The following is a 23113-nucleotide window of genomic DNA, read 5'->3' on the forward strand; positions in this document are numbered from 1 at the left end:
TCGATTTGATACTCTTATCTTAACTATTTTTTCATTTTTTCATAACGAGCTTAAGAACCGTTTTTAACTCAGACTTAAGACTGAGTTAAATTCAGCCTTTTGCAAAACGAACATGTATGCGATGCGTATAGATACAGAAAAATTCTTATTCAATAACGGATGAAAATCTCAACTTGCGCGTCCAAAAAATTAGCAATACATACAAACGTTTATTAAATCGCAATAAATATATTATTAAGAAAATTATGTTAAAATAAATCAGAAGGCTACATTTAAATTAAAGGGGATATATCATGAATTTACACATTACGAAAGAAATCAATACCGCCGCTAAAAACTATATAAACAATAAGCTTTATGAATATAATTTAAAGCACTTTCCATCTGATTTAAGAGACAGATACTTAGAGATTCATTTATTTCTTAAAGATGAAAATGGTAAAATATGCGGGGGAATATTAGGTGAAGTCTGTTGGAATTGGTTAGAGATTCACTCTTTTATCATCGATGAAGATGTACGTGCATTAGGGTATGGAACTAAACTGTTATTAGAAGTAGAAAAAATCGCTTTAGAAAGAAATTGTGATTTTATAAAAGTTGACACTTTAAGCTTTCAAGCATTAGATTTCTATAAAAAATATGGTTATAAAGAGTATGGTATCCTCGATAACGTAGGAAGAGATTATAAACACTACTATTTGAAAAAGGATTTATAAATAATAAAAAACGCTCAGAGAATGTTCTCCGAGCGTTTTCAACTGCTAATAATAAATGTCTCTTTATGTTATGCAGTTTTATGATACTCTTTTTTTTCCGCCACTTTAGAAAATCTCGGGAAACCAATTAATATAGAAATGATTCCACATACTCCAACTAAAATTGGATAAAATGCATATGGTAACAATTCGACCGGAGATAACGCAGCAAATCCTGCCGCTGTTAACATTTGAGCACCATATGGGATTAACCCCTGTACACAGCAAGAGAAAAGATCCAGTACACTCGCTGATTTACGGGGATCAATTTCATACTGATCCGCAATATTTTTCGCAAGCGGACCTGTAAAAATGATAGAGATTGTATTATTTGCTGTACACATATTCGTCATACTCACTAAGCCAGCAATACCAAACTCTGCTCCTTTTTTCGAACGAATATTACGTGTTAAAAGATTCATTAAATATTGAATGCCACCATTATATTGGATAAGTTCAACCATACCACCGATTAATATAGCAAGTAGTACTAGCTCCATCATACCGCCCATTCCAGTCGTTACACTTTTAAAGAAACTCTCTAACGTGTAACTTCCATCTATAAGGCCGATAGCACCTGATAATATTGTTCCACCAGTTAACACAATAAGTACATTCCAGCCAAGTAGTGCTGTAATAAGTACTCCTGCATACGGTAAAATCTTTATCCAGTCAAAACTATGGGCTTTAACTTGTGTATCACTTCCTAAAGTAATTATTACTAATAGTACAATTGTAATAATAGCGGCTGGTAATACAATTAAAAAGTTCGTTTTAAACTTATCTTTCATTTCTGTTCCTTGTGAACGAACAGCAGCAATTGTTGTATCTGAAATAAATGATAAATTATCACCAAACATCGCTCCGCCCAGAACAGTAGCCATCGCAAGTGCTATTGAGATATCAGTTTGCCCACTAATCCCTACAGCAATTGGTGCTAGTGCTGCAATTGTTCCCATTGAAGTTCCCATCGCTAATGAAATAAATGCCCCTATAACAAAAATTCCAGCAACGATAAATCCTGGTGGCAAAATAGATAACGCTAAGTTAACAGTGGAATCAACTCCGCCCATTCCTTTTGCTGTTTCAGAAAACGCCCCTGCAAGTACAAAAATCAGAACCATGATCATAATATCAGGATTTCCTGCACCTTTAGCAAATCGTTCTACTTTCACATTAAAGCTTTCCTTACGATTCATCACTAAAGCAATTCCTACAGCAATTGAAATTGCTACGAGTATCGGCAATTTATAGAAATCACCTGTAATAATTCCAGAACCAATAAATAGCGCCAAAAATACTCCAAGTGGTAATAAAGCTAAACCATTTCCTCTCGTTTCTTTCAAAGTATCATCTCTCCCTAGTTTTCAACCTTTTCTAATGAATAACAAAAGACCTCTTCCAACGAGAAGAGGTCTTATACATCTATAAGAAACACTCTTCTCATCTTTCAAGCACATGCTTGCTGGATTTGGCACAGCACTCTGAAATCGAGTCCGCTGCCGAGGCATCGTAGGGCCAGTCCCTCCGCCTCTCTTTATAAGAAGGTTTCATATTTATTTTTTAATAATAATTTCTTTCCTAACTTTACTCGCTTACAAAACAAAAGTCAATTATTTTTTGTATAGATTTTTTTGGTAATTATACAAAAATATGAATAAATCAATCATTTTAACTTTTCGATTTCTTTATCCAATATTGAGATCCAATAAAATTTTCTATTTTTTATCGTCGCGATAATCCATTTTGTTGTATTCCACGCTAACTCATATTCTTCTTTTGTAACATCACCAATTTTATAGGCATCCTCTAACTCGTCTTCATCCAGTACATAGATCTCACCGTTCGGTAACAATACTACATCTAAATATAAATCATCAAAATAAGGTAAACCACGCTCGTCTATTTTATATTCTTTCGTCACGTCGATATAATATTGTACTAATTGTTTTTGATTGTCTAACATAGCTGTAATTGCAAAGTTTTTCCCGTTTATAAAATATTGCATCCATGTATACCCATCACCTGCAATGCAAAGCTGTTTACCATTGTATTCTTTATGACTAGGTTCTCTCACTTTTTTTATGTCCAGTATTCCTAACATTCCATCCTCTACTTGCTTAACCCTATAGTCCTTCTCTATTAGTCGCTTCCACGAAGAACCGTCACCATATTTACGTTTCATTACGTCCGCTCCTCTTCTACATATAGAAAAGCTCTCACATAATATGTGAGAGCTTTTCAAATCATAATTAAGCCGCTTGACCCTTTTCAGATATCTCTTTTAAATAGGCTTGTCCTTTTTCAGCGTCATATTGACCTTCCCACTTAGACATAACTACAGCCGCTAAAGAGTTACCTACAACGTTAACTGCTGTACGAGCCATATCAAGAATACGGTCAATACCTGCAATAAACGCTAAACCTTCAGCTGGAATACCTACTGTACCAAGTGTTGCTAATAATACAACGAATGATACGCCCGGTACACCCGCGATACCTTTTGATGTAACCATTAATACAAGTAATAACGTAATTTGTTGTGTAATGGATAATTCAATACCGTACATTTGAGCTAAGAAAATTGCCGCAATTGCTTGATATAAAGTTGATCCATCTAAGTTAAATGAATAACCTGTTGGAATAACGAAGGATGTAATTGCTTTCGGACAACCGAACTTTTCCATTTTCTCCATAATTTTCGGTAAAACCGTTTCTGAACTTGCTGTAGAATACGCTAAGATCAGCTCGTCTTTTAAAATCTTAAAGAATTGGAAAATGTTTATTCCAAAGATTTTCGCTGTAAGTCCTAATACAACTACAACGAAGAAGATCATTGCCCCATATACTACAATGAGTAATTTCCCTAATGGAATTAATGAAGCTAATCCGAATGTAGAAACTGTAACACCAATTAATGCGAATACACCAAATGGTGCAAACTTCATAACTTGGTTCGTTACATAAAACATTGCATCTGCTACACCTTGGAAAAATTGTAGAACTGGTTTGCCACGCTCACCAACTGCTGCTACACCTAAACCAAATAATACTGAGAAGAAGATAATAGCAAGCATATCACCTTCAGCTAATGATTTCATAATGTTCGTCGGAACAATATTTACAAACGTATCTGCGAACGAATGACTTTGTACTTGCTCTGTCGTATGTGTATATTTAGAAATATCTGTTTTTGTTAACTTATCCATATCAACGCCTTTTCCAGGTTGGAAAATGTTTGCTATTAATAGACCGACAGCAATTGCAATCGTTGTAATAATTTCAAAGTAAATAATTGTTTTTCCGCCTAGTCGACCTAACTTTTTAACATCGCCAACACCAGCAACCCCAACAACAATACTCGCTACAACAATCGGTACAACAATCATCTTAATTAATCGGATGAAAATATCACCAATTGGTTGTAAGTACTTCACCACTTCCGGATTGCCAAAGAAAATCGCCCCAACTGCAATACCAAGCGCAAGTCCTATTAAAATTTGCCATGCAAGTCCTATTCTTTTCATACTTGTGGTAACCCCCTCTTCGATGTGTCACTCTATCTCTCATTCTATCTCTATAAAACTTGAAATTAAGAGTATTACATATTATTCGACAATTCACTACATTTTGTCCCTGTTGAAAATCATAAATCAAAATTTAAAATCTGACAACAAAATAAGTTTGCACGAATGCAAATAATTTTCTTGACAAAAACAAACTTCATGTCAGAAAACCTTACATGAAATCGATTCCTTACTAGTGATTGATAGGTTTTTAAAATACTGTTTCATTATAGGAAATTCCATCATTTCCCATGTTTTTCAAAAAAATATAGAAATTGATATCTTTTTCTATACATTCAAGAATTTTAAATTTATGACAAACACTACGAAAAGATACTAAATTCCGACAAAACTTAGCAAAATTATAAAATTTTCTTTACATTATGATTACAACGATAGACACTCTTCTTCTTATGATATATAACATTCATAGGGAAAGGAGCAAGACAACCATGAAAAAGAAATTTGCAGCATTTAGTGTTTTAGCAGCTGGAACGATTTTCGTTTCCCCGTTACTTTCACCCGTATACGCTGAAACGAATGAGAATAAATTATCTAATATTCAATCCGAATTAGAAGGCAAACAAAATGACTTACAAAATAAATCAGCTGAGAAAGAACAAATAGAAAAAGAAATCCAGGAATTACAAAAGAAAATCGACGAATTAACTACTTCTATTAATAAAAACGAAGCTGAATTAAACGATACAAAAAAAGAAATTAGCAACACACAGCAAGTTATTACTGAAAAAAAGAAACATATAGAGCAATTACAAACGAACATAGATACACGGCAGGAAGTTATTAAACAACGACTACAATCTATGCAAGAAAAGCCTCGTACGAGTATCATTACAGAAGTAATAACAAGTTCTGCAAATATTGCCGATCTTGTTGATAATATGTATTCTGTAAGCTTAATTTTAAATAACGATACAGATATTGTGAAAAAGCAAACAAGTGATCAGAATGCTGTGACGACAGAAAAAGAAGCTGTTGAGAAAAAAGAGCAACAATTGAAAGAATCCGAGCAAAAATTAGTACAAAAACAACAAGAGTTACAAAGTAATCAACAACAGCAACAAACTCTTATTAAAGATCTACATACGAAAGTATCAAAAGTAGATTCCGAGATTGAAGGATTAGAAGAGTCACAAGGTATTTTAGAAAACCAGCGTCAAGCTGTTCAAAAAGCAATTGAAGAAGAAAAACGTGCAGAAGAAGCTCGGAAAGCTGAAGAGGCACGCAAGGCTGAGGAAGCAAAAAAACAAGCCGCCGCAAATGCTAAAGAAAGCACACAATCCGCACCAACACCGCAAGATACGAACAAAGGTGGATTTATTAAGCCAGCCGCTGGATCAAAAACTTCTGGATTCGGCGCACGTTCTTTAGATAACCATAAAGGAATCGATATCGCAGCTTCGGGAACAGTTCCAATTATTGCCGCTGCAGATGGCGTTGTTATCCGTTCAGAATTATCCTCTAGTTACGGAAACGTTGTTTACTTATCTCACCGTGTTAACGGAAAAACATATACGACAGTGTATGCACATATGAATAGCCGCTCTGTATCCAATGGACAAACTGTGAAACAAGGCGATCAACTTGGCTTTATGGGAAATACCGGTCAATCTTACGGACAACATTTACACTTCGAACTTCATATTGGGGAATGGAATGTTGGTAAGACAAACGCAGTTGACCCGTCTCCTTATATCGGATTATAAAAAACTCGGTGCATACCGAGTTTTTTTTTACTACTTCACACTTTTTAGGCGTTTTACATAAACTACAACTAAATGCCTATATTTTGCGGGGTGATAAATATGAATACACAATTACAAGAAGAAATAGAAGAAGCTAGAGAAACATACATCGGCCGGTTATTTACATTCGGCGGCTCAGCGTTATTTTTAATTGGGTCATTTATCGCAGTTGTCACAGCTTATAAAGCATATAATCGCTTATTAAATACTTCTACAACATAATAAAAAGACGGAGATTTCTCCGTCTTTTTATTATGCAAATATTTTAAATACGCCTACCGCATTTAAAAATACGATAATTACAGTTACCGGAATAACATAACGAAGTAAGAAGAACCAAATGTTAAATAATGTTTTCCCTTTCGTTTCCGTAACTTCTAATTCTTTCATTAATAACTCTTTACTCATTTTATTTGGTACGAATAGCGAAATGGCTAGTACTCCGAGTGGCAGTAATACATTACTTACCGAGAAATCGACGAAATCAAAGAATGTCTTACCAAATATTTTTACATCACTCATAATTCCAAACGATAACGCTGATGGAATTCCAACTGCAAAAATAAGAATACCAATTAATAACGAAGCTGACGGACGCTTCTTCTCATTATCTTTCGCAACAGATGCTACTACAATTTCAAGCATTGAAATCGCAGATGTTAAAGTCGCAAAGAAGAATAACACTAAAAACATAATGAAGAAAAATTGTCCAAATGGGATTTTTGCAAAGACAGCAGGAAGAACGATAAACAGTAGCCCTGGTCCTTCTGTCGGTTTAACTCCTAATGCGAAAATCGCCGGAAAAATCGCTAATCCTGCAAGTACTGTAATAAATACAGTTAAACTTACAATAGATGTTGCTGATTTAGCTAAATGCTCTTCTTTCTTTAAATACGAACTATACGTTACCATTACCGAGGCACCTACCGTTAGTGAGAAGAAAGATTGTCCCATCGCATATAAAATCGTATCTGCTGTAAGCTTTGAAAAATCTGGTTTTAAGAAGAACTCTACCCCAGCCATAGCACCATCAAGTGTTAACGCACGAATAATGATAGCAATAAATAAAATGAATAATAACGGCATCATGTACTTACTTGCTTTTTCTATGCCTTTTTCCACACCTTTACTAACAACAAAAATCGTACAAAGCATAAAGATGAATTGCGCCCCAATCGCACTTACTGGATTTGAAATTGTTTCAGCAAACAATTGTCCATAATCGACTACTCCGTTCCAGAAACTACCTGTGACACTATAGTATAAATAAAGTAAAATCCATCCACCTACAACACTATAAAAAGATAGTACGCTAAAACAAGTAACAACCCCCATACGACCAATCCAAGGATATAACTTGCTATTCGGTACTAATACTTTATAAGCTGTAACGGCCTCTTTTTGAGTACTACGGCCAATAACAAATTCAGCTAAAAGAAGAGGCATACCAATAAATAAAGTTAATAGTAAGAATACAAGGAAGAATGCGCCTCCCCCACCATTACCTGCAACATATGGAAACTTCCATATTGCACCAAGACCTACTGCGGCTCCGGCTGCTGCGAGTACAAAGCCAATTTTCGACGTCCATTGCTGTGTTTCTTTCATCATAAATTCTCCTTTTCTGAATATTATAACTTTTATCAATTATACACTTTCATTTCATACTCGCACACCTCCTTTAGAAAATAAAAAAGTCCCCTACACGCAAATATGCATGTAGAGGACGATATATGTAATAGAATACCGTGGTACCACCTCAATTGGATCAATAAATCCCACTTGTTCAGGTACAGGAAAATTCCGATACCCTATCCTTTTAACGGCGGAACCCGGGTTGCCTACTGCAATGTTCAGCATACCTCTCGCAAGCCCATTCTGTATATTTTATCGTACCGGGCTCACACCTTACCCCAGCTCTCTGAACGCATCAAATATACGTACTCTTCTTGCTCATCGATTTCATCTTTTGAAGTTACTTGTGATTATAAATTATATTTTTATATTTGTAAAGCACAATTCACTCACTATCCTATATAAATTCCCCTCTCTAATTCTTGTAAAAAAAGCTCTCTTTTTTGTTCACTTTGAACATATATCGACTTTAATACTTCTTGTAACAATATATTTTTTTGCCTTTTCTCTACTTGTAATTCTTTCACTTTTAGTCTAACTTCATATAAAAAATCAAGATACGATTCATACTTCTCATCATATTTATTTGCGATATCATCACGAATTTTTTTTGCAAGTTTCGGACTTGCCCCTCCAGTAGAAACAGCTACATTAAGCAATCCACGATGAATTGCCGCCGGAAAATGAACATTTCCACTTTCCGGATTCGTAATAACATTTACCAATTGATTCACTGCGGCATCTTCAGCAATTTGTTCATTTAGTACCGAATCACTAGTCGCTGCAACTACTAAAAAAGCATCTTTAATATCACTTTTCTCATACTCTCTTTGATACCAACGAATTTGCTTTTCTTCTACAAGTTTCACTAAATTTGCATCTAATTCTGTACTTACTACAACAATATCCGCACCTTGTTTTAGTAAAGGAATAATTTTAAACCCCGCTACTTTCCCTCCACCAATGACAACAACACGTTTCTTATCAACTCGCACTGTAAGTGGATACATATTGATCTCCCTTCAATATTTCCTCTGTTTTCTGAATTAACATCTCTCGAAACGCTACATTCTTTCCTAAATAGGGACTTATTTTTATCTCTTCCGACTCATATTGACGCACTTCTTTCTCAACATGTTTCATGAGTAAGCCTGTAAATAATAAGTAAGGTAACACAACAATGTTCCGTTCTTTTTGTTCTACAATTTCTTTCAACCTCTCATCAAACTTCGGCTCCGCGGCTGCTAAATAACAAACTTCCACCTCTTTAATGTTCTCTTCTTTTTGAAATAAAGAAGAAATCCACTTTATGTCTTGTAAAGTTTCCGGATCACTACTCCCTCTTGCAACGAGCAAAAGTGTTACTTCTTCTTTATAGTCTTTAATACCACTTCCGTTATATACCGCTTTTACAAGCACTTCTGATACACCAAATGGATTACCATACACTATTTTGATATCCGGATATTCCTCGTTTAACTTTCGTAATTCAAACGGAATATCTTTCTTTACATGTCCTGCCGCTAATAAAAAAACAGGAATAGCGACAATCTCTGTAGCACCACGCTTCACACATGTACGAAATCCTTCTTCAATAGAAGGATTCGCTAGCTCTAAAAAACAAATTTCTTGAATATTTGCCTCTACACGGTTCATACATGACGTAATAAATGCAACCGCTTCTTCTTTTGCTGCTTTCAAACGGCTTCCATGACATATATATATAACAGCCTTCATTTTACAATACTCCGCTTACTTGATATGCATTTTCCGTTTGTTTCTCAAACCAATGTATCTTTTCTCTAAAACGGACAACTTCTCCAATAACAATCATACTTGGATTTTGAATTCGTTCTTTTTTGGCAACATCTACAATTGTTCCTAACGTCGCTGTAACAGTACGTTGCATAGATGTCGTTCCCCACTCAATGATAGCGGCAGGTGTACTTTGATCTTTTCCATGTTTTATTAGTTGTTCACATATGTAAGGTAAATTACTAACCCCCATATAGACCGCTAATGTATCTACACCTTTCGCTAAACTTTCCCACTTCACTTCCTCTTCAGCCCCTTCTTTCCGGTGCCCTGTCACAACAGCAAAACTTGCACTTGCATCGCGATGCGTTACTGGAATTCCAGCATAAGCAGGAGCAGCTATACCAGCTGAAATACCAGGAATAATTTCAAATGGGATACTTTGCTTCGCTAACGCTTCAGCTTCTTCTCCACCTCTTCCAAATACAAATGGATCTCCGCCCTTAAGTCTCGTTACAACTTTTCCTTTTTTCGCATATTTAATAAGAAATGTGTTAATTGTCTCTTGCTTCATCGTGTGATAATTTGGGAGTTTCCCGCAATAAATTAAATCCGCTTCAGGCTTTGCATGAGAAAGCAATTCTTTATTTACGAGACGGTCGTACAATATAACATCAGCCTTCTCGATGCATCTCAACCCTTTGACAGTAATTAAATCCGGATCACCAGGACCCGCCCCGACGATATAAACCTTCCCCATAATCTCTCCTCATTTCTACTATAAAATGAAACTTCCACTCTTCATCACGAATGGAAGTTACTATTATTTCGTATTACATGTTCTCTACTCATGAATAACAAATGCCGCCCCTTTTCGAATCTTCTTTTTTTCAAACAAAGAAATCTCTTTCACTTCTGGTAACGGTAAAAAATGTTTTTCAAGCTCAATTTCCGCAAGCTTAAATGCCTGTTCTTCACTCTGAGCAACGACAACAATTGGAACAATACTATTTACTAATACAGCTTCAAATCGATATAAGTCCATATTGCCCCTCCTAAGATGCTATTACTTCTTCTAATACACGATTTAGTACAATTTGTAATTCTTCCACTCCAACACGTCCTACGAAATCATAAAACGTTTCGGCTAGTAATTTATTCTTTTGGAAATAACTTAAAAAGGACACGAGAACATCCGGCAAATCTTCTCCATCTATTTTCCCTTTTAACTTTTCGTTATATGCTCCTCCGTCTAATAGTGTTCCGCCCACATATATTTCAAACGCCTCAACGATTCCCTTTTCCTTCGTTTTCAGTTTTATCCCTTGCAAACCAATATCAGCAATTTGACGTTGACCACATGAGTTCGGGCATCCTACCATATGAATTCGAACTGGAACATCGAGTGCAATTTGTGTATCTAAGTACTCTGCGATTTTGCGTAATCTTTCTTTCGTTTCTACTAGCGCAAGATTACAATACTCAATGCCAGTACATGAAACCGCATGACCGATAAACGATTTCGGATTTGCTGAAATTGCTTCAAACAACGGTTCACTTAATAATCCTGCAACATTTTCTGGCGGAACATTCGGAATAATGAAGTTTTGTGAGTTACAAGTTCGAATTTGCCCGTTTCCATATTTCTTTGCAATTCTTGCAATCTCAAACATTTCCTCTGCGTGTAAACGCCCTACTGGTACATTAAAGCCGACATACTTTAATCCTGCTTGTTTTTGATCTTGAACGCCATAAAAGTATCCTGCATTCCATCCTTTGAGAGCACTTTCCCCTTTACTTTGCAATGGGCCTGTGTATTCTACTAGTTTCTCTTTAAATTTCTCAGCGCCCCAGTCAGCGACAAGAAATTTCAAACGTGCTAAGTGGCGTTTTTCACGATATCCAAAATCACGGAATATAGTAGCAATCGCAATCGACACTGCCTTCACTTCTTCTGGTAAAACGAATACATCTAATTCTTCCGCTAAGTATGGACGAGCTGATAATCCTCCGCCTATTTTTATATGAAACCCAACCTTTTCTTCACCATTTATTTCTTTCGTAGCAGGTGTAAACGCCACACAGTTAATCTCTGCATTTGCTGAATTATAAATGTTAGAACTAATAGACATTTTGAATTTACGTGGTAGATTAGAAAACTCTTCATTATGTTGGAAGTAATCGTATATTTCTTTAACAATCGATGTTGTATCAAATAGTTCATTCGCATCAATTCCAGCAAGTGGATTTCCTGTAATATTACGCGTAATATCACCGCATGCCCCTGCTGAAGATAAACCAACTCTAGCTAACCTCTTAAAAATATCCGGAATTTGCCCAATTTCTAACCAATGAAACTGAATCGCCTGTCTTGTCGTAATATCTAACACATCACGCCCATAATCTTCAGCAATGGAAGCCAGCACCTCTGCCTGCGCATTTGTAATAATTCCAGAAGGAATGTTGACACGCATCATAAAATAGCCCGCTTCTTTCGGTCTTTGCAAATACAATCCCGCCCATTTAAAAGCGTCCCACTCTTCTTTCGGAATAGATTCAAATCCATTCTCCGCATAGTAAGGAATATCATTAAAGATTTCTAATCCGTCTTTCTCTAATTTCTTTTTCTCTGTTTGATTTAATTTTTCATTATTAGCCCACACTTTTTCATAACTCATCTTTTATCCCCCTATATGAAACTACGCTCTTGTAAGTACTTCACAATTTGCTCTGCACATTCTTCAATAGAATACTTGTGCGTTTCTACAATTAATTCTGCTTGTTTTGGTTCCTCATACGGTGAATCGATACCTGTAAACTCTTTAATATCACCTTTTCTCGCCTTTTTATAAAGTCCTTTCGGATCACGTTTCTCACACTCTTCAATTGGACATTTTACAAACACTTCTATAAACTCATCTGCAGCTAATAGTTCCCTAACTTGTTTTCGGTCTACTCGAAATGGTGAAATAAACGCTGTAAGGACAACAGTTCCTTGATCTACAAATAACTTCGCCACTTCACCAATACGTCTTATATTTTCCATGCGATCACTTTCAGAAAAACCTAAATCTTTATTTAAACCTTGGCGAATATTATCCCCATCTAGCACATAATTTCCGATATTCTTTTCAAACAGTTTGCGAGCAACCGCATTCGCTACTGTAGATTTACCCGAAGCTGATAAACCAGTAAACCAAACTACAAAACTGTGATGCCCATTCTTCACTCTTCTCTCATCTTTTGAAACAGAAGCTGTATGCCAAGTAATATTCGTATCCATCTCATTCTCTCCCTATTCTGTTACTACTTCTTTTTTCAAACCTTTAATTAGCACTTCCACTACTTCTTTACGACTAAATGTACTTGGCGGAATCTCACCATTCCTTAACATTTCTCGTACTTTCGTACCCGATAAGATGACACGGTCTTCTTTTCCATGCGGACATGTTTTCGTTGAAGCCATTGCTTCACATTTCGTGCAGTAAAAACTATGTTCAAAAAATAACGGCGTAATCCCTAACTCTTCTACTGTAAAATTCGTAAAGATTTCCTGCGCTTCATATGTTCCGTAATAGTCCCCTACCCCAGCATGATCACGCCCTACAATAAAGTGGGTACAACCAAAGTTCTTTCTTACTAGTGCATGAAATATCGCTTCCCTTGGTCCTGCGTAACGCATTGCTGCAGGAAATACACCTAAAAAGACACGATCTTTCGGATAATAGTTTTGAAGTAATACTTCATAGCTTTCCATCCTTACATCAGCAGGAATATCATCTGACTTCGTTTCCCCAACGAGCGGATTTAAAAAGAGACCATCTACAATTTCAAGGGCAGATTTTTGAATATACTCATGGGCACGATGTACTGGGTTTCTCGTTTGAAATCCAACTACTGTTTTCCAAGCGCGTTTTTTAAATTCTTCTCTCGTTTCAATTGGATCTAAATGATAAGAAGGAAACGGATTATTTCCAAAGCGTTTTGTAAGAATAATAGCTCCTCCAACGTAAACGTTTGGTCGTTCATATAATTTTTTCACCCCTGGATGTGCTTCATCCGTCGTTTTATATACAAGTAACGCTTCTTTTTCTTTATCTGGTACAAAAATATCTTCTATTTGAATAACACCATATACATTTCCGGCGTTGACAAGTTTTACTTCCTCTCCAACCTGCAGTTTCTCGGCTACTTCTTCTGTTACCGGTAGTGTAATCGGTATACTCCATACGCTACCATTTGCTAAACGAAGCGTTTCTACTACTGAATCATAATCTCTCTCCCCTAAAAATCCTGTAAGAGGGCTATATCCTCCTGTCGCCAAAAGTTCTAAATCACTAAGTGCAATTTTGTCTATCTCGATTTCCTTTACAATGTTCGATATTTCATATGTTTCATCAATGCGGTTTACTAATTCATTTGTTGTACTCATCTTCTTATATCCCTTCTTAGCTTTATTTCAAAATCTATCTCATTGAAAGTGAAGGCCACATTCCGTCTTCATTTTCCCAGCCCATCTTCCATCTCTTGAGTTGCCACCATCACCTACAGGTAATGTACATTTCTCACACCCAATACTCGGATAGCCAACATCATGCAATGGGTTATACGGCAAACTATGTTTATATACATATCGCCAAACTTCTTTCCAAGTCCAATGAATGAGCGGACAAACTTTAATAGATTGAAAACGACGATCTTGATTTATAAACTGTGTATGCTTACGCGTTTCTGATTGTTCCCTTCTTAAGCCTGATATCCACGCTTTTTCCGCTGCTAATGATTTTTCTAACGGTAAAATTTTTCTAATACTACAGCAAAGATTCGGATTACTTTCCCATAACTTCTCTCCATGAAGCTTCGCTTGTTCATCGAGTGTAAGTTCTGGCTGTTTTTCTATAATATTTAATGAAGGAAATCTCTCGCGTACCTTCTTAATTAATTCGTACGTTTCTTGAAAATGAACATTTGTATCCAAAAATACAACTTTAGCAGATGGATTTACTTGGTTTATAAGATGCAATAAAGCCATTCCCTCCACCCCAAAGCTACATGCATATACAATTTCATCTTTATATTCGTTATAAGCCCAACTTAATACTGATAGCGCGCCTTTCGTTTCATCTTCTTTAGAAAATGAAACACTATTTTCTTTCCACGTTTCGTACGTCAACATGTTTTTTCCCCCTGTAAAAGCAAAAAGACGGCTTTAACCTATTAAAAATAGATTAAAACCGCCTCTAGTTTTTCTAGTCAGCGCTTTTTACTTTAAACGAACCTTTTCACTTTTTTCTAATTGAATCACTTTTCCATCTTGCACAACAATTGTAATGGAACCATATTTCATATCAGCAAGCATCGCTTGAATTTTCTCAGATACTTCATCAAAATGCTCCCGTACGCTCACGCAAACAGCCCCCCTTTTTATTCAAAAAAAAATCTTTCCCATTTCGAAAAGACTGTTCGGTAATATATTTTACCTTATCTTTCAAAATGGATTCCATTTTGCTGGATTTAGCACCTTGCTTTCTATAAGCAGGTTGCCGAGCTTCGTAGGGCCAGTTCCCTCAGCTTCTCTTGATAAGCTTTGTATTTGTATTTTATCACAATTCTGATTTTTTTCAATCCTAGTTTTCCGATATATTTAATTATTTTTCTTTTTTTAAAAGGAGTTGCCTTTACTAGACAACTCCTTCTTTCTCATTCACACCAGCTCTTTAATACGTATGCGATCGTTCCCAATGATATTTTCATATGTTTCACGTTCTACGACAATTTGTGACGTCCCGCCTTTTGCAAAGACGACAGCTGGTCTACGAATACGATTATAATTATTCGCCATCGAGTACCCATATGCCCCCGTACAAGAAATTGCTAGTAAATCAGAAGAAGCAACTTGCGGTAAGTTAATATCCCAAATCAGCATATCTCCACTTTCACAGCATTTCCCAGCAATCGAAACGAGTTCCTCATTCTCATCATTCCCTCGATTCGCCAACATCGCCTCATAACGGGCTCCGTATAGAGCTGGTCTTAAATTATCTGTCATTCCACCATCGACTGAAACATATTTCCGAATGCCAGGAATCTCTTTCACCGCTCCGACTGTATAAAGTGTTGTTCCCGCATCACCTACGATACTACGACCTGGTTCAATCCATACTTCTGGAAGCGGATATTCACATAATGTAAATTGTTCTCTTATCGTACTTGTTACAGCGTGCACATACGTTTCAAGTGTTAACGGTGTATCTGAATCCGTATAACGTATACCGAAACCTCCGCCCACATTTAATACTTTCATCACATAATGTGTTCGCTCTCTCACTTCTTCTAAAAATTGGCGGAGTACTTCAATTGCTCGAACAAATCCAGCCGTTTCAAATATTTGTGATCCGATGTGCGAGTGAATTCCTAGCACATTATAATTTGATTTTTGCAAGGCAAGCTCAATTGCTTGCATCGCTTGACCATTTGAAACACCAAATCCAAATTTCGAATCCTCTTGACCTGTTGTTATATATTCGTGTGTATGTGCCTCTACTCCAGGCGTTACACGGATTAATATGTTCACAAATTTCCCATGTTGCATTGCTAAATCGTGCAAGATTTCTAATTCTAAGAAATTATCTACTACAAAACAACCGATATTCGCCTGAAGAGCCATAATCATTTCTTCTTCTGTTTTATTATTTCCGTGAAAATGAATACGCGATGCCGGAAAACCAGCTTGGAGCGCAGTATATAATTCTCCTCCAGAAACAACATCTAAAGACATATTCTCTTCACGAGCTACTCGGCACATCTCCATGCACAAGAACGCCTTGCTTGCATATGCTACTTGATAAGAGAAACCACTTTCTTTAAAAGCACGATGAAACGCGCGGCACTTTCCTCGAATAGACTCTTCATCGTATACATAAAGTGGTGTTCCGTATTGTTTTGCTAGCTGCGTCGTATCGCACCCACCAATTTCTAAGTGTCCTTGCCCATTGATTCGGCTTGTGCCGTGTAAATACATTTAAATTCCTCCCTTATTTCCTCTAAAACTCATAACCCCAATCTTCTATTCATTGCAGCACGCTTTTAGATAGACAAAAAACGCGCGGAACAATGTTCACACGCGTTTCTTATTAGGAAAAATATATATTGAAAAAATAAACGAGTTGTTATCTTCTCAAAATAAGAAACCGCATCAACATCTCCAAATAGCTCTTCATAAAATAAATCTTATGACAGTACTACATTTATTCAATGCAGTCCCAATATATGAATAAGATGGTTATTCTTATATTTCGGCAATAGTCCCTTTCAACCTATGATCACAGATTCCACTAAATCTCCCATAGCTTACTCTTTCCTATCGCGGCCTCTACCTTTGAGAGTAGATGAGGTAAGTCTATTTAATTTTCAAACATCTAATTGTTGCTATTAACAATACCAAAGGACCATTTTATTTGTCAAACAATTTTTTATATTGTTTTTTTACAGTTTAATTTTGTATCATTTGGTAAGCGCTTTACTGAAACCTTTGTCACTTCCCATTCGCCCTCTTCGTTATTAAATGTAATCGTTACCTTCTCAAATGGTGGAACAATTTTCCCACCAACCTGTTCATACTTCGTTACTTCAATACTCGCTTGAAATAAATATGTACCACTATACACTTTTTTTAAACTAATAATTTTAGGACATTGATAAGGCTTCAAGCTCCCATATTGTTTTTCAATTGCCTTATTTATTTTTGGAAATAAAACAGAATAAAGGGCATCTTCCATAAGGGGTGCATCATATTGTGCTACCGACACACTCGGTGAAGCAAAAAGTATAACACTACTGCATACTATAAAATATAATAATTTTCGCATTATAACCTCCGTTTTATTACTCGATTCTTTTTGCGCACGATAATTATCATACATAGAAACTCCGTTTTATTGTCTCCCACTGCCCTTTTTCTACTCAATTATTATAAAAAAGCCCACAACTCTCTTTTATTTTCGTATAATGATACTCATAGTATAATAAACATAATAACAAAGGACTGTTCGTATATATAAAATGAGGCGCTAATCAAACCGGCTCACAAGAACCGTCATGCTTTTAGGAGAGGAGTATATTATGCTACAAAATCTGTTTCCAAAACTGCGATTTGCACTAGTTGCAGTCGTTTTATTATGGATAAAAACATATATTGTGTACAAGCTAGCATTTGATATTAGAATTGATAACTTCTTTGAAGAGTTTATGCTTTTTATTAACCCACTAGCTTCGTTACTTTTATTTTTTGGTTTCGCTTTACTTGCATCTAAGTACCGAAACCGAATTATTATTGTAATTAGTTTTATACTGTCATTTATTTTATTTGGAAATGCAATGTTTTACGGGTTCTATAACGATTTTGTTACTTTCCCTGTTTTATTCCAAACAAATAATATGGCTGACTTAGGGACGAGTATAAAAGAACTCTTTACGTATAAAACATTACTTTTATTTGCAGACGCAATTATTTTAATGTTTATTTCGCGTAAATTCCCATCATTTGGTGATAAAACACCCCTTTCTCGCTCTGAGAAGCGAACTTTCTTTAGCGGTGTAACAGTATTATTAGCACTACAAATTGTTGTTTCAGTTATATATAAACCACAAATGTTCTCACGCTCGTTTGATCGTCAAACTGTCGTGAAAAATCTAGGTTTATACACATATCATCTATTTGATATTACACTTCAATCTAAATCTTCGGCTGAACGTGTATTTGCAAGTGGCGATGGATTCTCTGAAATTAAAAACTATACAGACTCAAAAGATAAGCAAGTTGATAAAAACTTATTTGGAGCTGCAAAAGGTAAAAATGTAATTTTAATTTCAATGGAATCTACACAAAGTTTTGTTATTAATAAAAAAATAAATGGAAAAGAGATTACTCCATTTTTAAATGAGTTTATAAAAGATAGTTTTTACTTCGATAACTTCTATCATCAAACGGGACAAGGTAAAACTTCTGATGCTGAATTTATCGTTGAAAATTCCCTTTATCCGTTAGACCGTGGTTCTGTATTCTTTACTCATGCAACAAATGAATACACTGCCACACCAGAACAATTAAAGAAATACGGATATTCTTCTGCTGTCTTCCATTCAAACGATAAAACGTTTTGGAATCGTGACGTAATGTATCCTGCGCTTGGATATGATCGTTACTTTAATTTAAATGATTACGTAGGAACGGAACAAATGTCTGTCGGTTGGGGATTAAAAGATAAAGAGTTCTTTGAGCAATCTATTCCAAAGTTAAAATCTTTACCACAACCGTTCTATACGAAATTTATTACTTTAACAAATCATTTTCCATTTCTTCTAAATCCAGAAGATCAATATGTTGATGAATTTAATTCCGAAAGTGGTGTTTTAAATCGCTACTTCCCAACCGTTCGTTACACGGATGAAGCTCTTAAATTATTTATTAAACAATTGAAAGACGAAGGACTATATGATAATTCCGTTATTGTCATTTATGGTGATCATTACGGCATTTCTGAAAACCATAATGCAGCTATGGCTCAGTTCCTTGGGAAAGACGCTATTACACCGTTTGATTCTATGCAATTACAACGCGTCCCTCTCATTATTCATGTGCCTGGCCAAGAAGGAAAGGTCATCTCTAAAGTATCTGGTCAAATTGATATTAAACCAACGTTACTTCATTTACTTGGTATTAAAACAAATCAATCCGTAGAATTTGGAACAGACTTATTTACGAAAGAAAAAGACCCTCTTATGGTAATGCGGGACGGCAGTTTTGTTTCGGAAGATTATGTTTATACAAAAAATATGTGCTATAAAAGAAGCACAGGTGAAGAAGCTGATTTAACACTATGTCAGCCTTATATTGAAAAAGCAAAAACAGAATTAAAATTATCCGACAAACTCATTTATGGAGATTTATTACGATTTGATCCTAACAATCGATATAAAACCGGAACGATGACAACGAAATTTGAATAGTGTAGGAAGCAACTTTGCAAAAGTTGCTTCCTTTTTTTACTTATTTTTCAAATTTCTCTTCTATACAATCTTTCACAAATTGGGAATTTTTTTCGTATGAGAAAGAAATTTATGGTATGATAAAATAAGTAAACTTTCATACACTAATTAAGAATTTATAACAGAAAGCAAGGGATCAGATTTTGTATAGAGCAGCTATTCCAAACTTATTTACGCTCGGGAATTTATATAGCGGATTTTTGTCAATCGGCTATGCATCTTTAGGATATTATAAATCAGCTGCTATTTTAGTACTGATCGGGATGATGTTAGATAGTCTTGATGGTCGTGTCGCTCGTTTATTACGCGTTGATTCACAAATGGGAAAAGAGCTTGATTCACTCGCGGATGTTGTAACATTTGGCGCAGCACCTGCTGTTTTAATGTATTACACATCTTTTTCCAACTACGGAATCATTGGACTATACATAGCGGGATTATTCCCTCTGTTCGGAGCATATCGCTTAGCACGATTTAATGTAACACCATCTTCTACTTCTATGAAATATTTCACTGGAGTTCCGATTACTGCAGCAGGAGGGCTTGTTGCTTTCTTAACATTATTTTCACATACCATTCCAAAAATCGTTCTCATTACCGTATTCGTAACGTTCGCATTTTTAATGGTGAGCCGTGTTCGTATCCCAAGTTTAAAAGATGTACCAATTCCACGATATAGCATAATTATTACACTATTTTTAGTTGGAATTATTATCACAATGTACCAAACAAGTTTTGGCAACATTTCTGTTTTCTTATTCATTGCCATTCCACTATACATTTTGTATATGTTATCTCAATTTATTAGACAAAGACCTTCTAAAAAAGCGAATAAAGAAAAATAAAAAAACCTTCCGTATTTCGGAAGGTTTCTTTTTTATTTTGTAACTAATACTTTTTGATTTACAGGTGTTACAGGTTCTTCACCATTTAATACAGCTAAAATATTTCTTACTGCCATTTCAGCCATTGCATCACGTGTTTCGAATGTTGCATTTCCTACGTGAGGAGCAAGTACTACATTCTTTAATCCTTTTAGCTCTTCTGTAATTTTCGGTTCAAATTCAAATACGTCAAGAGCTGCACCTTCAATTTCATTCGTTTTTAGTGCATGAGCAAGTGCTGATTCATTCATAATTGGTCCACGTGAAGCATTTATAATATATGCTGTTTTCTTCATCATTTTAAACTGTTCTTCATCAATCATATGATGTAATTTCGGATTATAAGCACAGTTAATTGTAATAAAGTCCGCTGTTTGTAATAATTCTTCCAACGTTACGTATGTCGCTTCCAGTTCACTTTCAGCTTCAGGCTTTCGATTTGGTCCTGTATATAAAACATTCATTCCAAATGCTCTCGCACGCTTTGCAACTGCCTTCCCGATTTCTCCGAGGCCAATAATTCCGATTGTCTTACCGTGCACTTCGCGGCCCAAGAAGAATAACGGTGCCCATCCGTTAAATCCAGTTGTACGACATAACGTATCACCTTCAGGAATTCTACGTGCAGCTGCTAAAAGAAGTGCAAACGTTAATTCTGCTGTTGCCTCTGTAGATACTTTCGGCGTATTTGTAACAGCAATACCCTTTTCTCCAGCATATGTGTAATCAATATTATCGTAACCAGCACCATAGTTTGCGATAATTTTCAAGTTTGGTGCTGCGTCAATAACCTCTTTCGATACCTTCGTAGAAAGTAAGCTTAAAAGTGCATCTTTATCTTTTACACGTTCTGCTAACTCTTCTACACTAATTAATTCTTCTTTATTGTACATTTCTACATCATGATTTTCCAATAATTCTAATCCGATTTCTGGAATTTTCCCTGCTACTAATATTTTCGCCACTACTAACACCTCTTCTATACAAAATATGATATCTCTTATATTTCATTGTAAGAAATCTACATATAAAAACCAAGGAATTTGATTATAGTTTTGAAAATCGACACTTTTCCATAAAAAAAGAGGAGATGCAACTCTCCCCTCTTTTTACGCTTTTTCTTGCGATTCTTTCCCAAGCTTCGCATCGATTGTTCCTTCTGCAACTGTATCGCTAATTTGTTCCTCAATAACTGAGTTAGCAGTATTATTTGTTTCAGAAGTATAGGCTTGATCTGCCGCTTGTACGTTTTGTTTATTTTGTTGTTTCGCCATTTTTTATCCTCCTTTTCATTCTTTCTTATTTTGAACAAAAAGGGTGATTTTCATCAAAAAATCGTGTTTCATTTTGAAATTATTCCTTCTTCTTCAAGCAATCTCATCGTTCTTACTCGTTTCGTAAATGTAGCTATGTGAGAAATATCATGATTGCGTAATGTCTTTATATTCTCTTCCACATACTTTCCTAAATCATTCGGATAATGGGCATCTGAGGATAGAGTAATCGGAACTCCATGCTTAGCTAATACTTGTAAATAAAGCGGACTTGGGCACATTTCGCGCACAGGATATCGATAGTACAATCCCGCATTTATTTCTGTTGCTGTATTTGTTTCCACTAACGCACGAGCAATTTCCTTATAATAAGAAAGCTGTTCATTCTCATCCAATCGATAATTAAATACTTTTATGTTATCGAGGTGAGCTATAATATCAAAAAGCTCGGAACGAACAGCACTTTCAACTGTAGCGAAAAACGTGTGATATAAAGTATGTAACTCATGCGTACCAAAATACTCTTTCGTATCTGGATTATCAAATCCCCATCCATCTATAAAATGGACCGAACCGATTACATAATCAAAGTCTCCTAATGCTAGTAAACCTTTTAACTCTTGTTCACCCCCGATAAAATAATCCGCTTCAATTCCAAGTTTGAGCGTTATCCCTCGTTTACTCCATCGCTCTTTTGCCTCTTCAATCGCCTTTGTAAAATCATAAATAGACGTTACTCTTACTTGATCTAACCATTCTTTTTGCAGGCGACCAAGCTTAGAATCACTAATATCTACATACTTTTCATAATATCCTTTCGCTTCATGAAAACGATATAAATGATCGACAATACCAACTTCTTTTATACCTTTTCGCACAGCTTCTTCTAAATATAAATCAATCCATTTCGCTGTAAATGGACCTTCCTTCACACGTCTTTGCAGGCGTTCTTGTGTTTTCATAAGCCATTCCATAGAATGTTTTTCTTCTTTAAGCGGTTCAAAATATTGTAGCGCATCATTTATTTTAGCTAGCCACCCTATTGAATATGGCCCTTCTTCTAAATGAATGTGATAGTCCACTTTCATCCATATTCCCCCTTATAATGTATCTATTTCTCTTCTGTCCCCTACTCGCGAAAGCTTTCCATTTCTTTCTTTCATTTCTTGCATGACATCTTCTAATGGAATATTTTTTTCGGCTAATAGAACAAAACAGTGATAGAACACATCAACCATTTCTTTTACTATTTCTTCTTTATCATTATTTTTAGACGCAATAATTACTTCGGTGCACTCCTCACCAATTTTCTTTAAAATTTTATCTTCACCTTTTGAAAATAAATAATTCGTATATGATTCAGAGAGTGGAGTTTTCTTTCGTTCTTCAATTGTTTCAAATAATAACTTAAGGATATCTTCCATATGTATC

24 protein-coding genes, 3 riboswitches and 1 other annotated feature are annotated in these 23113 nt (G+C 35.6%); of the genes, 5 read left to right on the forward strand and 19 right to left on the reverse strand.

Features of this window, described 5'->3' with window-relative positions; translation table 11 throughout:
• Positions 1 to 293 precede the first annotated feature (293 nt).
• Positions 294 to 716, forward strand: coding sequence for a GNAT family N-acetyltransferase (locus AC1DKZ_RS06075; RefSeq protein ID WP_476995796.1), 423 nt, complete (start codon positions 294 to 296; stop codon positions 714 to 716).
• A 68-nt stretch (positions 717 to 784) separates the two neighbouring features.
• On the opposite strand, the gene AC1DKZ_RS06080 is transcribed toward AC1DKZ_RS06075, so the two are convergent.
• The 3 genes from AC1DKZ_RS06080 to gltP all read right to left on the reverse strand — a co-directional run bounded on the left by AC1DKZ_RS06080 (position 785) and on the right by gltP (position 4282).
• Positions 785 to 2101, reverse strand: coding sequence for a Na+/H+ antiporter NhaC family protein (locus tag AC1DKZ_RS06080; RefSeq protein ID WP_476995797.1), 1317 nt, complete (start codon positions 2099 to 2101; stop codon positions 785 to 787).
• 94 nt (positions 2102 to 2195) lie between these two features.
• Positions 2196 to 2301: riboswitch (SAM riboswitch) on the reverse strand.
• Positions 2302 to 2421: 120 nt separating this feature from the next.
• A complete protein-coding gene (locus AC1DKZ_RS06085; RefSeq protein WP_002135200.1) occupies positions 2422 to 2940 on the reverse strand; it encodes a ribonuclease FAU-1 family protein in 519 nt (172 codons plus the stop codon).
• Positions 2941 to 3007: 67 nt separating this feature from the next.
• Positions 3008 to 4282, reverse strand: coding sequence for a glutamate/aspartate:proton symporter GltP (gene gltP, locus AC1DKZ_RS06090; protein WP_002086711.1), 1275 nt, complete (start codon positions 4280 to 4282; stop codon positions 3008 to 3010).
• Between the two features lie 491 nt (positions 4283 to 4773).
• Between gltP and AC1DKZ_RS06095 the strand changes: the two genes are divergently transcribed.
• Entirely contained in the window at positions 4774 to 6048 is a 1275-nt protein-coding gene (locus tag AC1DKZ_RS06095; protein WP_476995798.1) for a murein hydrolase activator EnvC family protein, read from the forward strand.
• Between the two features lie 99 nt (positions 6049 to 6147).
• The gene (locus AC1DKZ_RS06100) at positions 6148 to 6309 is read left to right on the forward strand and encodes a hypothetical protein (RefSeq protein ID WP_002158647.1); all 162 of its coding nucleotides are present in this window, start codon (positions 6148 to 6150) and stop codon (positions 6307 to 6309) included.
• Positions 6310 to 6339: 30 nt separating this feature from the next.
• On the opposite strand, the gene AC1DKZ_RS06105 is transcribed toward AC1DKZ_RS06100, so the two are convergent.
• From AC1DKZ_RS06105 to AC1DKZ_RS06160, 12 genes are all read right to left on the reverse strand, one after another.
• Positions 6340 to 7695, reverse strand: coding sequence for a sodium-dependent transporter (locus AC1DKZ_RS06105; RefSeq protein WP_002086712.1), 1356 nt, complete (start codon positions 7693 to 7695; stop codon positions 6340 to 6342).
• 111 nt (positions 7696 to 7806) lie between these two features.
• Positions 7807 to 8053: a binding site (T-box leader), on the reverse strand.
• Between the two features lie 61 nt (positions 8054 to 8114).
• Entirely contained in the window at positions 8115 to 8732 is a 618-nt protein-coding gene (locus AC1DKZ_RS06110) for an NAD(P)-binding protein (RefSeq protein ID WP_002166092.1), read from the reverse strand.
• Positions 8707 to 9459 carry a sirohydrochlorin chelatase gene (locus AC1DKZ_RS06115; RefSeq protein ID WP_002030685.1) on the reverse strand — a complete coding sequence of 251 codons (753 nt, stop codon included), beginning with the start codon at positions 9457 to 9459 and terminating at the stop codon, positions 8707 to 8709. Before AC1DKZ_RS06115 ends, AC1DKZ_RS06110 begins: the two co-directional genes overlap by 26 nt.
• Before the next feature lies 1 nt (position 9460).
• The gene (gene cobA, locus AC1DKZ_RS06120) at positions 9461 to 10237 is read right to left on the reverse strand and encodes a uroporphyrinogen-III C-methyltransferase (protein ID WP_002030683.1); all 777 of its coding nucleotides are present in this window, start codon (positions 10235 to 10237) and stop codon (positions 9461 to 9463) included.
• 84 nt (positions 10238 to 10321) lie between these two features.
• On the reverse strand, positions 10322 to 10522 hold the full coding sequence (locus AC1DKZ_RS06125; RefSeq protein ID WP_000366913.1) for a DUF3906 family protein: 201 nt from the start codon (positions 10520 to 10522) through the stop codon (positions 10322 to 10324).
• Positions 10523 to 10532: 10 nt separating this feature from the next.
• Entirely contained in the window at positions 10533 to 12155 is a 1623-nt protein-coding gene (locus AC1DKZ_RS06130) for a nitrite/sulfite reductase (RefSeq protein WP_002193231.1), read from the reverse strand.
• Positions 12156 to 12166: 11 nt separating this feature from the next.
• Positions 12167 to 12760, reverse strand: coding sequence for an adenylyl-sulfate kinase (gene cysC / locus AC1DKZ_RS06135; protein ID WP_002011691.1), 594 nt, complete (start codon positions 12758 to 12760; stop codon positions 12167 to 12169).
• Positions 12761 to 12772: 12 nt separating this feature from the next.
• Complete coding sequence (sat, locus tag AC1DKZ_RS06140) at positions 12773 to 13909, reverse strand: sulfate adenylyltransferase (protein ID WP_113937016.1); 1137 nt, start codon at positions 13907 to 13909, stop codon at positions 12773 to 12775.
• Positions 13910 to 13948: 39 nt separating this feature from the next.
• Positions 13949 to 14653, reverse strand: coding sequence for a phosphoadenylyl-sulfate reductase (locus tag AC1DKZ_RS06145; RefSeq protein ID WP_476995799.1), 705 nt, complete (start codon positions 14651 to 14653; stop codon positions 13949 to 13951).
• A gap of 87 nt (positions 14654 to 14740) precedes the next feature.
• Positions 14741 to 14884: a YezD family protein gene (locus tag AC1DKZ_RS06150; protein WP_000116159.1), complete on the reverse strand. Its 144-nt coding sequence runs from the start codon at positions 14882 to 14884 to the stop codon at positions 14741 to 14743.
• Positions 14885 to 14955: 71 nt separating this feature from the next.
• Positions 14956 to 15064: riboswitch (SAM riboswitch) on the reverse strand.
• Positions 15065 to 15181: 117 nt separating this feature from the next.
• Complete coding sequence (gene lysA, locus AC1DKZ_RS06155; RefSeq protein ID WP_219301800.1) at positions 15182 to 16498, reverse strand: diaminopimelate decarboxylase; 1317 nt, start codon at positions 16496 to 16498, stop codon at positions 15182 to 15184.
• 180 nt (positions 16499 to 16678) lie between these two features.
• Positions 16679 to 16860, reverse strand: a riboswitch (Lysine riboswitch).
• An 89-nt stretch (positions 16861 to 16949) separates the two neighbouring features.
• Positions 16950 to 17345: a DUF3888 domain-containing protein gene (locus AC1DKZ_RS06160; protein WP_016092994.1), complete on the reverse strand. Its 396-nt coding sequence runs from the start codon at positions 17343 to 17345 to the stop codon at positions 16950 to 16952.
• A gap of 253 nt (positions 17346 to 17598) precedes the next feature.
• Here AC1DKZ_RS06160 and AC1DKZ_RS06165 point away from each other — a divergent pair, with 253 nt between their 5' ends.
• Both AC1DKZ_RS06165 and pssA read left to right on the forward strand, forming a co-directional pair.
• Positions 17599 to 19485 (forward strand): LTA synthase family protein, encoded by a 1887-nt coding sequence (locus tag AC1DKZ_RS06165; RefSeq protein ID WP_002086724.1) that lies wholly within the window; start codon positions 17599 to 17601, stop codon positions 19483 to 19485.
• A 182-nt stretch (positions 19486 to 19667) separates the two neighbouring features.
• Complete coding sequence (gene pssA / locus AC1DKZ_RS06170; RefSeq protein ID WP_002011698.1) at positions 19668 to 20369, forward strand: CDP-diacylglycerol--serine O-phosphatidyltransferase; 702 nt, start codon at positions 19668 to 19670, stop codon at positions 20367 to 20369.
• Between the two features lie 32 nt (positions 20370 to 20401).
• Here the strand turns inward: pssA and AC1DKZ_RS06175 are convergent, their stop codons facing one another.
• The 4 genes from AC1DKZ_RS06175 to hisE form a co-directional block, all read right to left on the reverse strand.
• Positions 20402 to 21382, reverse strand: coding sequence for a 2-hydroxyacid dehydrogenase family protein (locus AC1DKZ_RS06175; protein WP_476995800.1), 981 nt, complete (start codon positions 21380 to 21382; stop codon positions 20402 to 20404).
• 135 nt (positions 21383 to 21517) lie between these two features.
• Positions 21518 to 21682 carry a YozQ family protein gene (locus tag AC1DKZ_RS06180; RefSeq protein ID WP_002030670.1) on the reverse strand — a complete coding sequence of 55 codons (165 nt, stop codon included), beginning with the start codon at positions 21680 to 21682 and terminating at the stop codon, positions 21518 to 21520.
• A gap of 68 nt (positions 21683 to 21750) precedes the next feature.
• Positions 21751 to 22770, reverse strand: coding sequence for a histidinol phosphate phosphatase domain-containing protein (locus tag AC1DKZ_RS06185; protein ID WP_002030669.1), 1020 nt, complete (start codon positions 22768 to 22770; stop codon positions 21751 to 21753).
• A gap of 12 nt (positions 22771 to 22782) precedes the next feature.
• A complete protein-coding gene (gene hisE, locus AC1DKZ_RS06190; protein ID WP_476995801.1) occupies positions 22783 to 23106 on the reverse strand; it encodes a phosphoribosyl-ATP diphosphatase in 324 nt (107 codons plus the stop codon).
• Positions 23107 to 23113: the final 7 nt, after the last annotated feature.

This window comes from Bacillus sp. 05T21 (genome assembly GCF_056396785.1).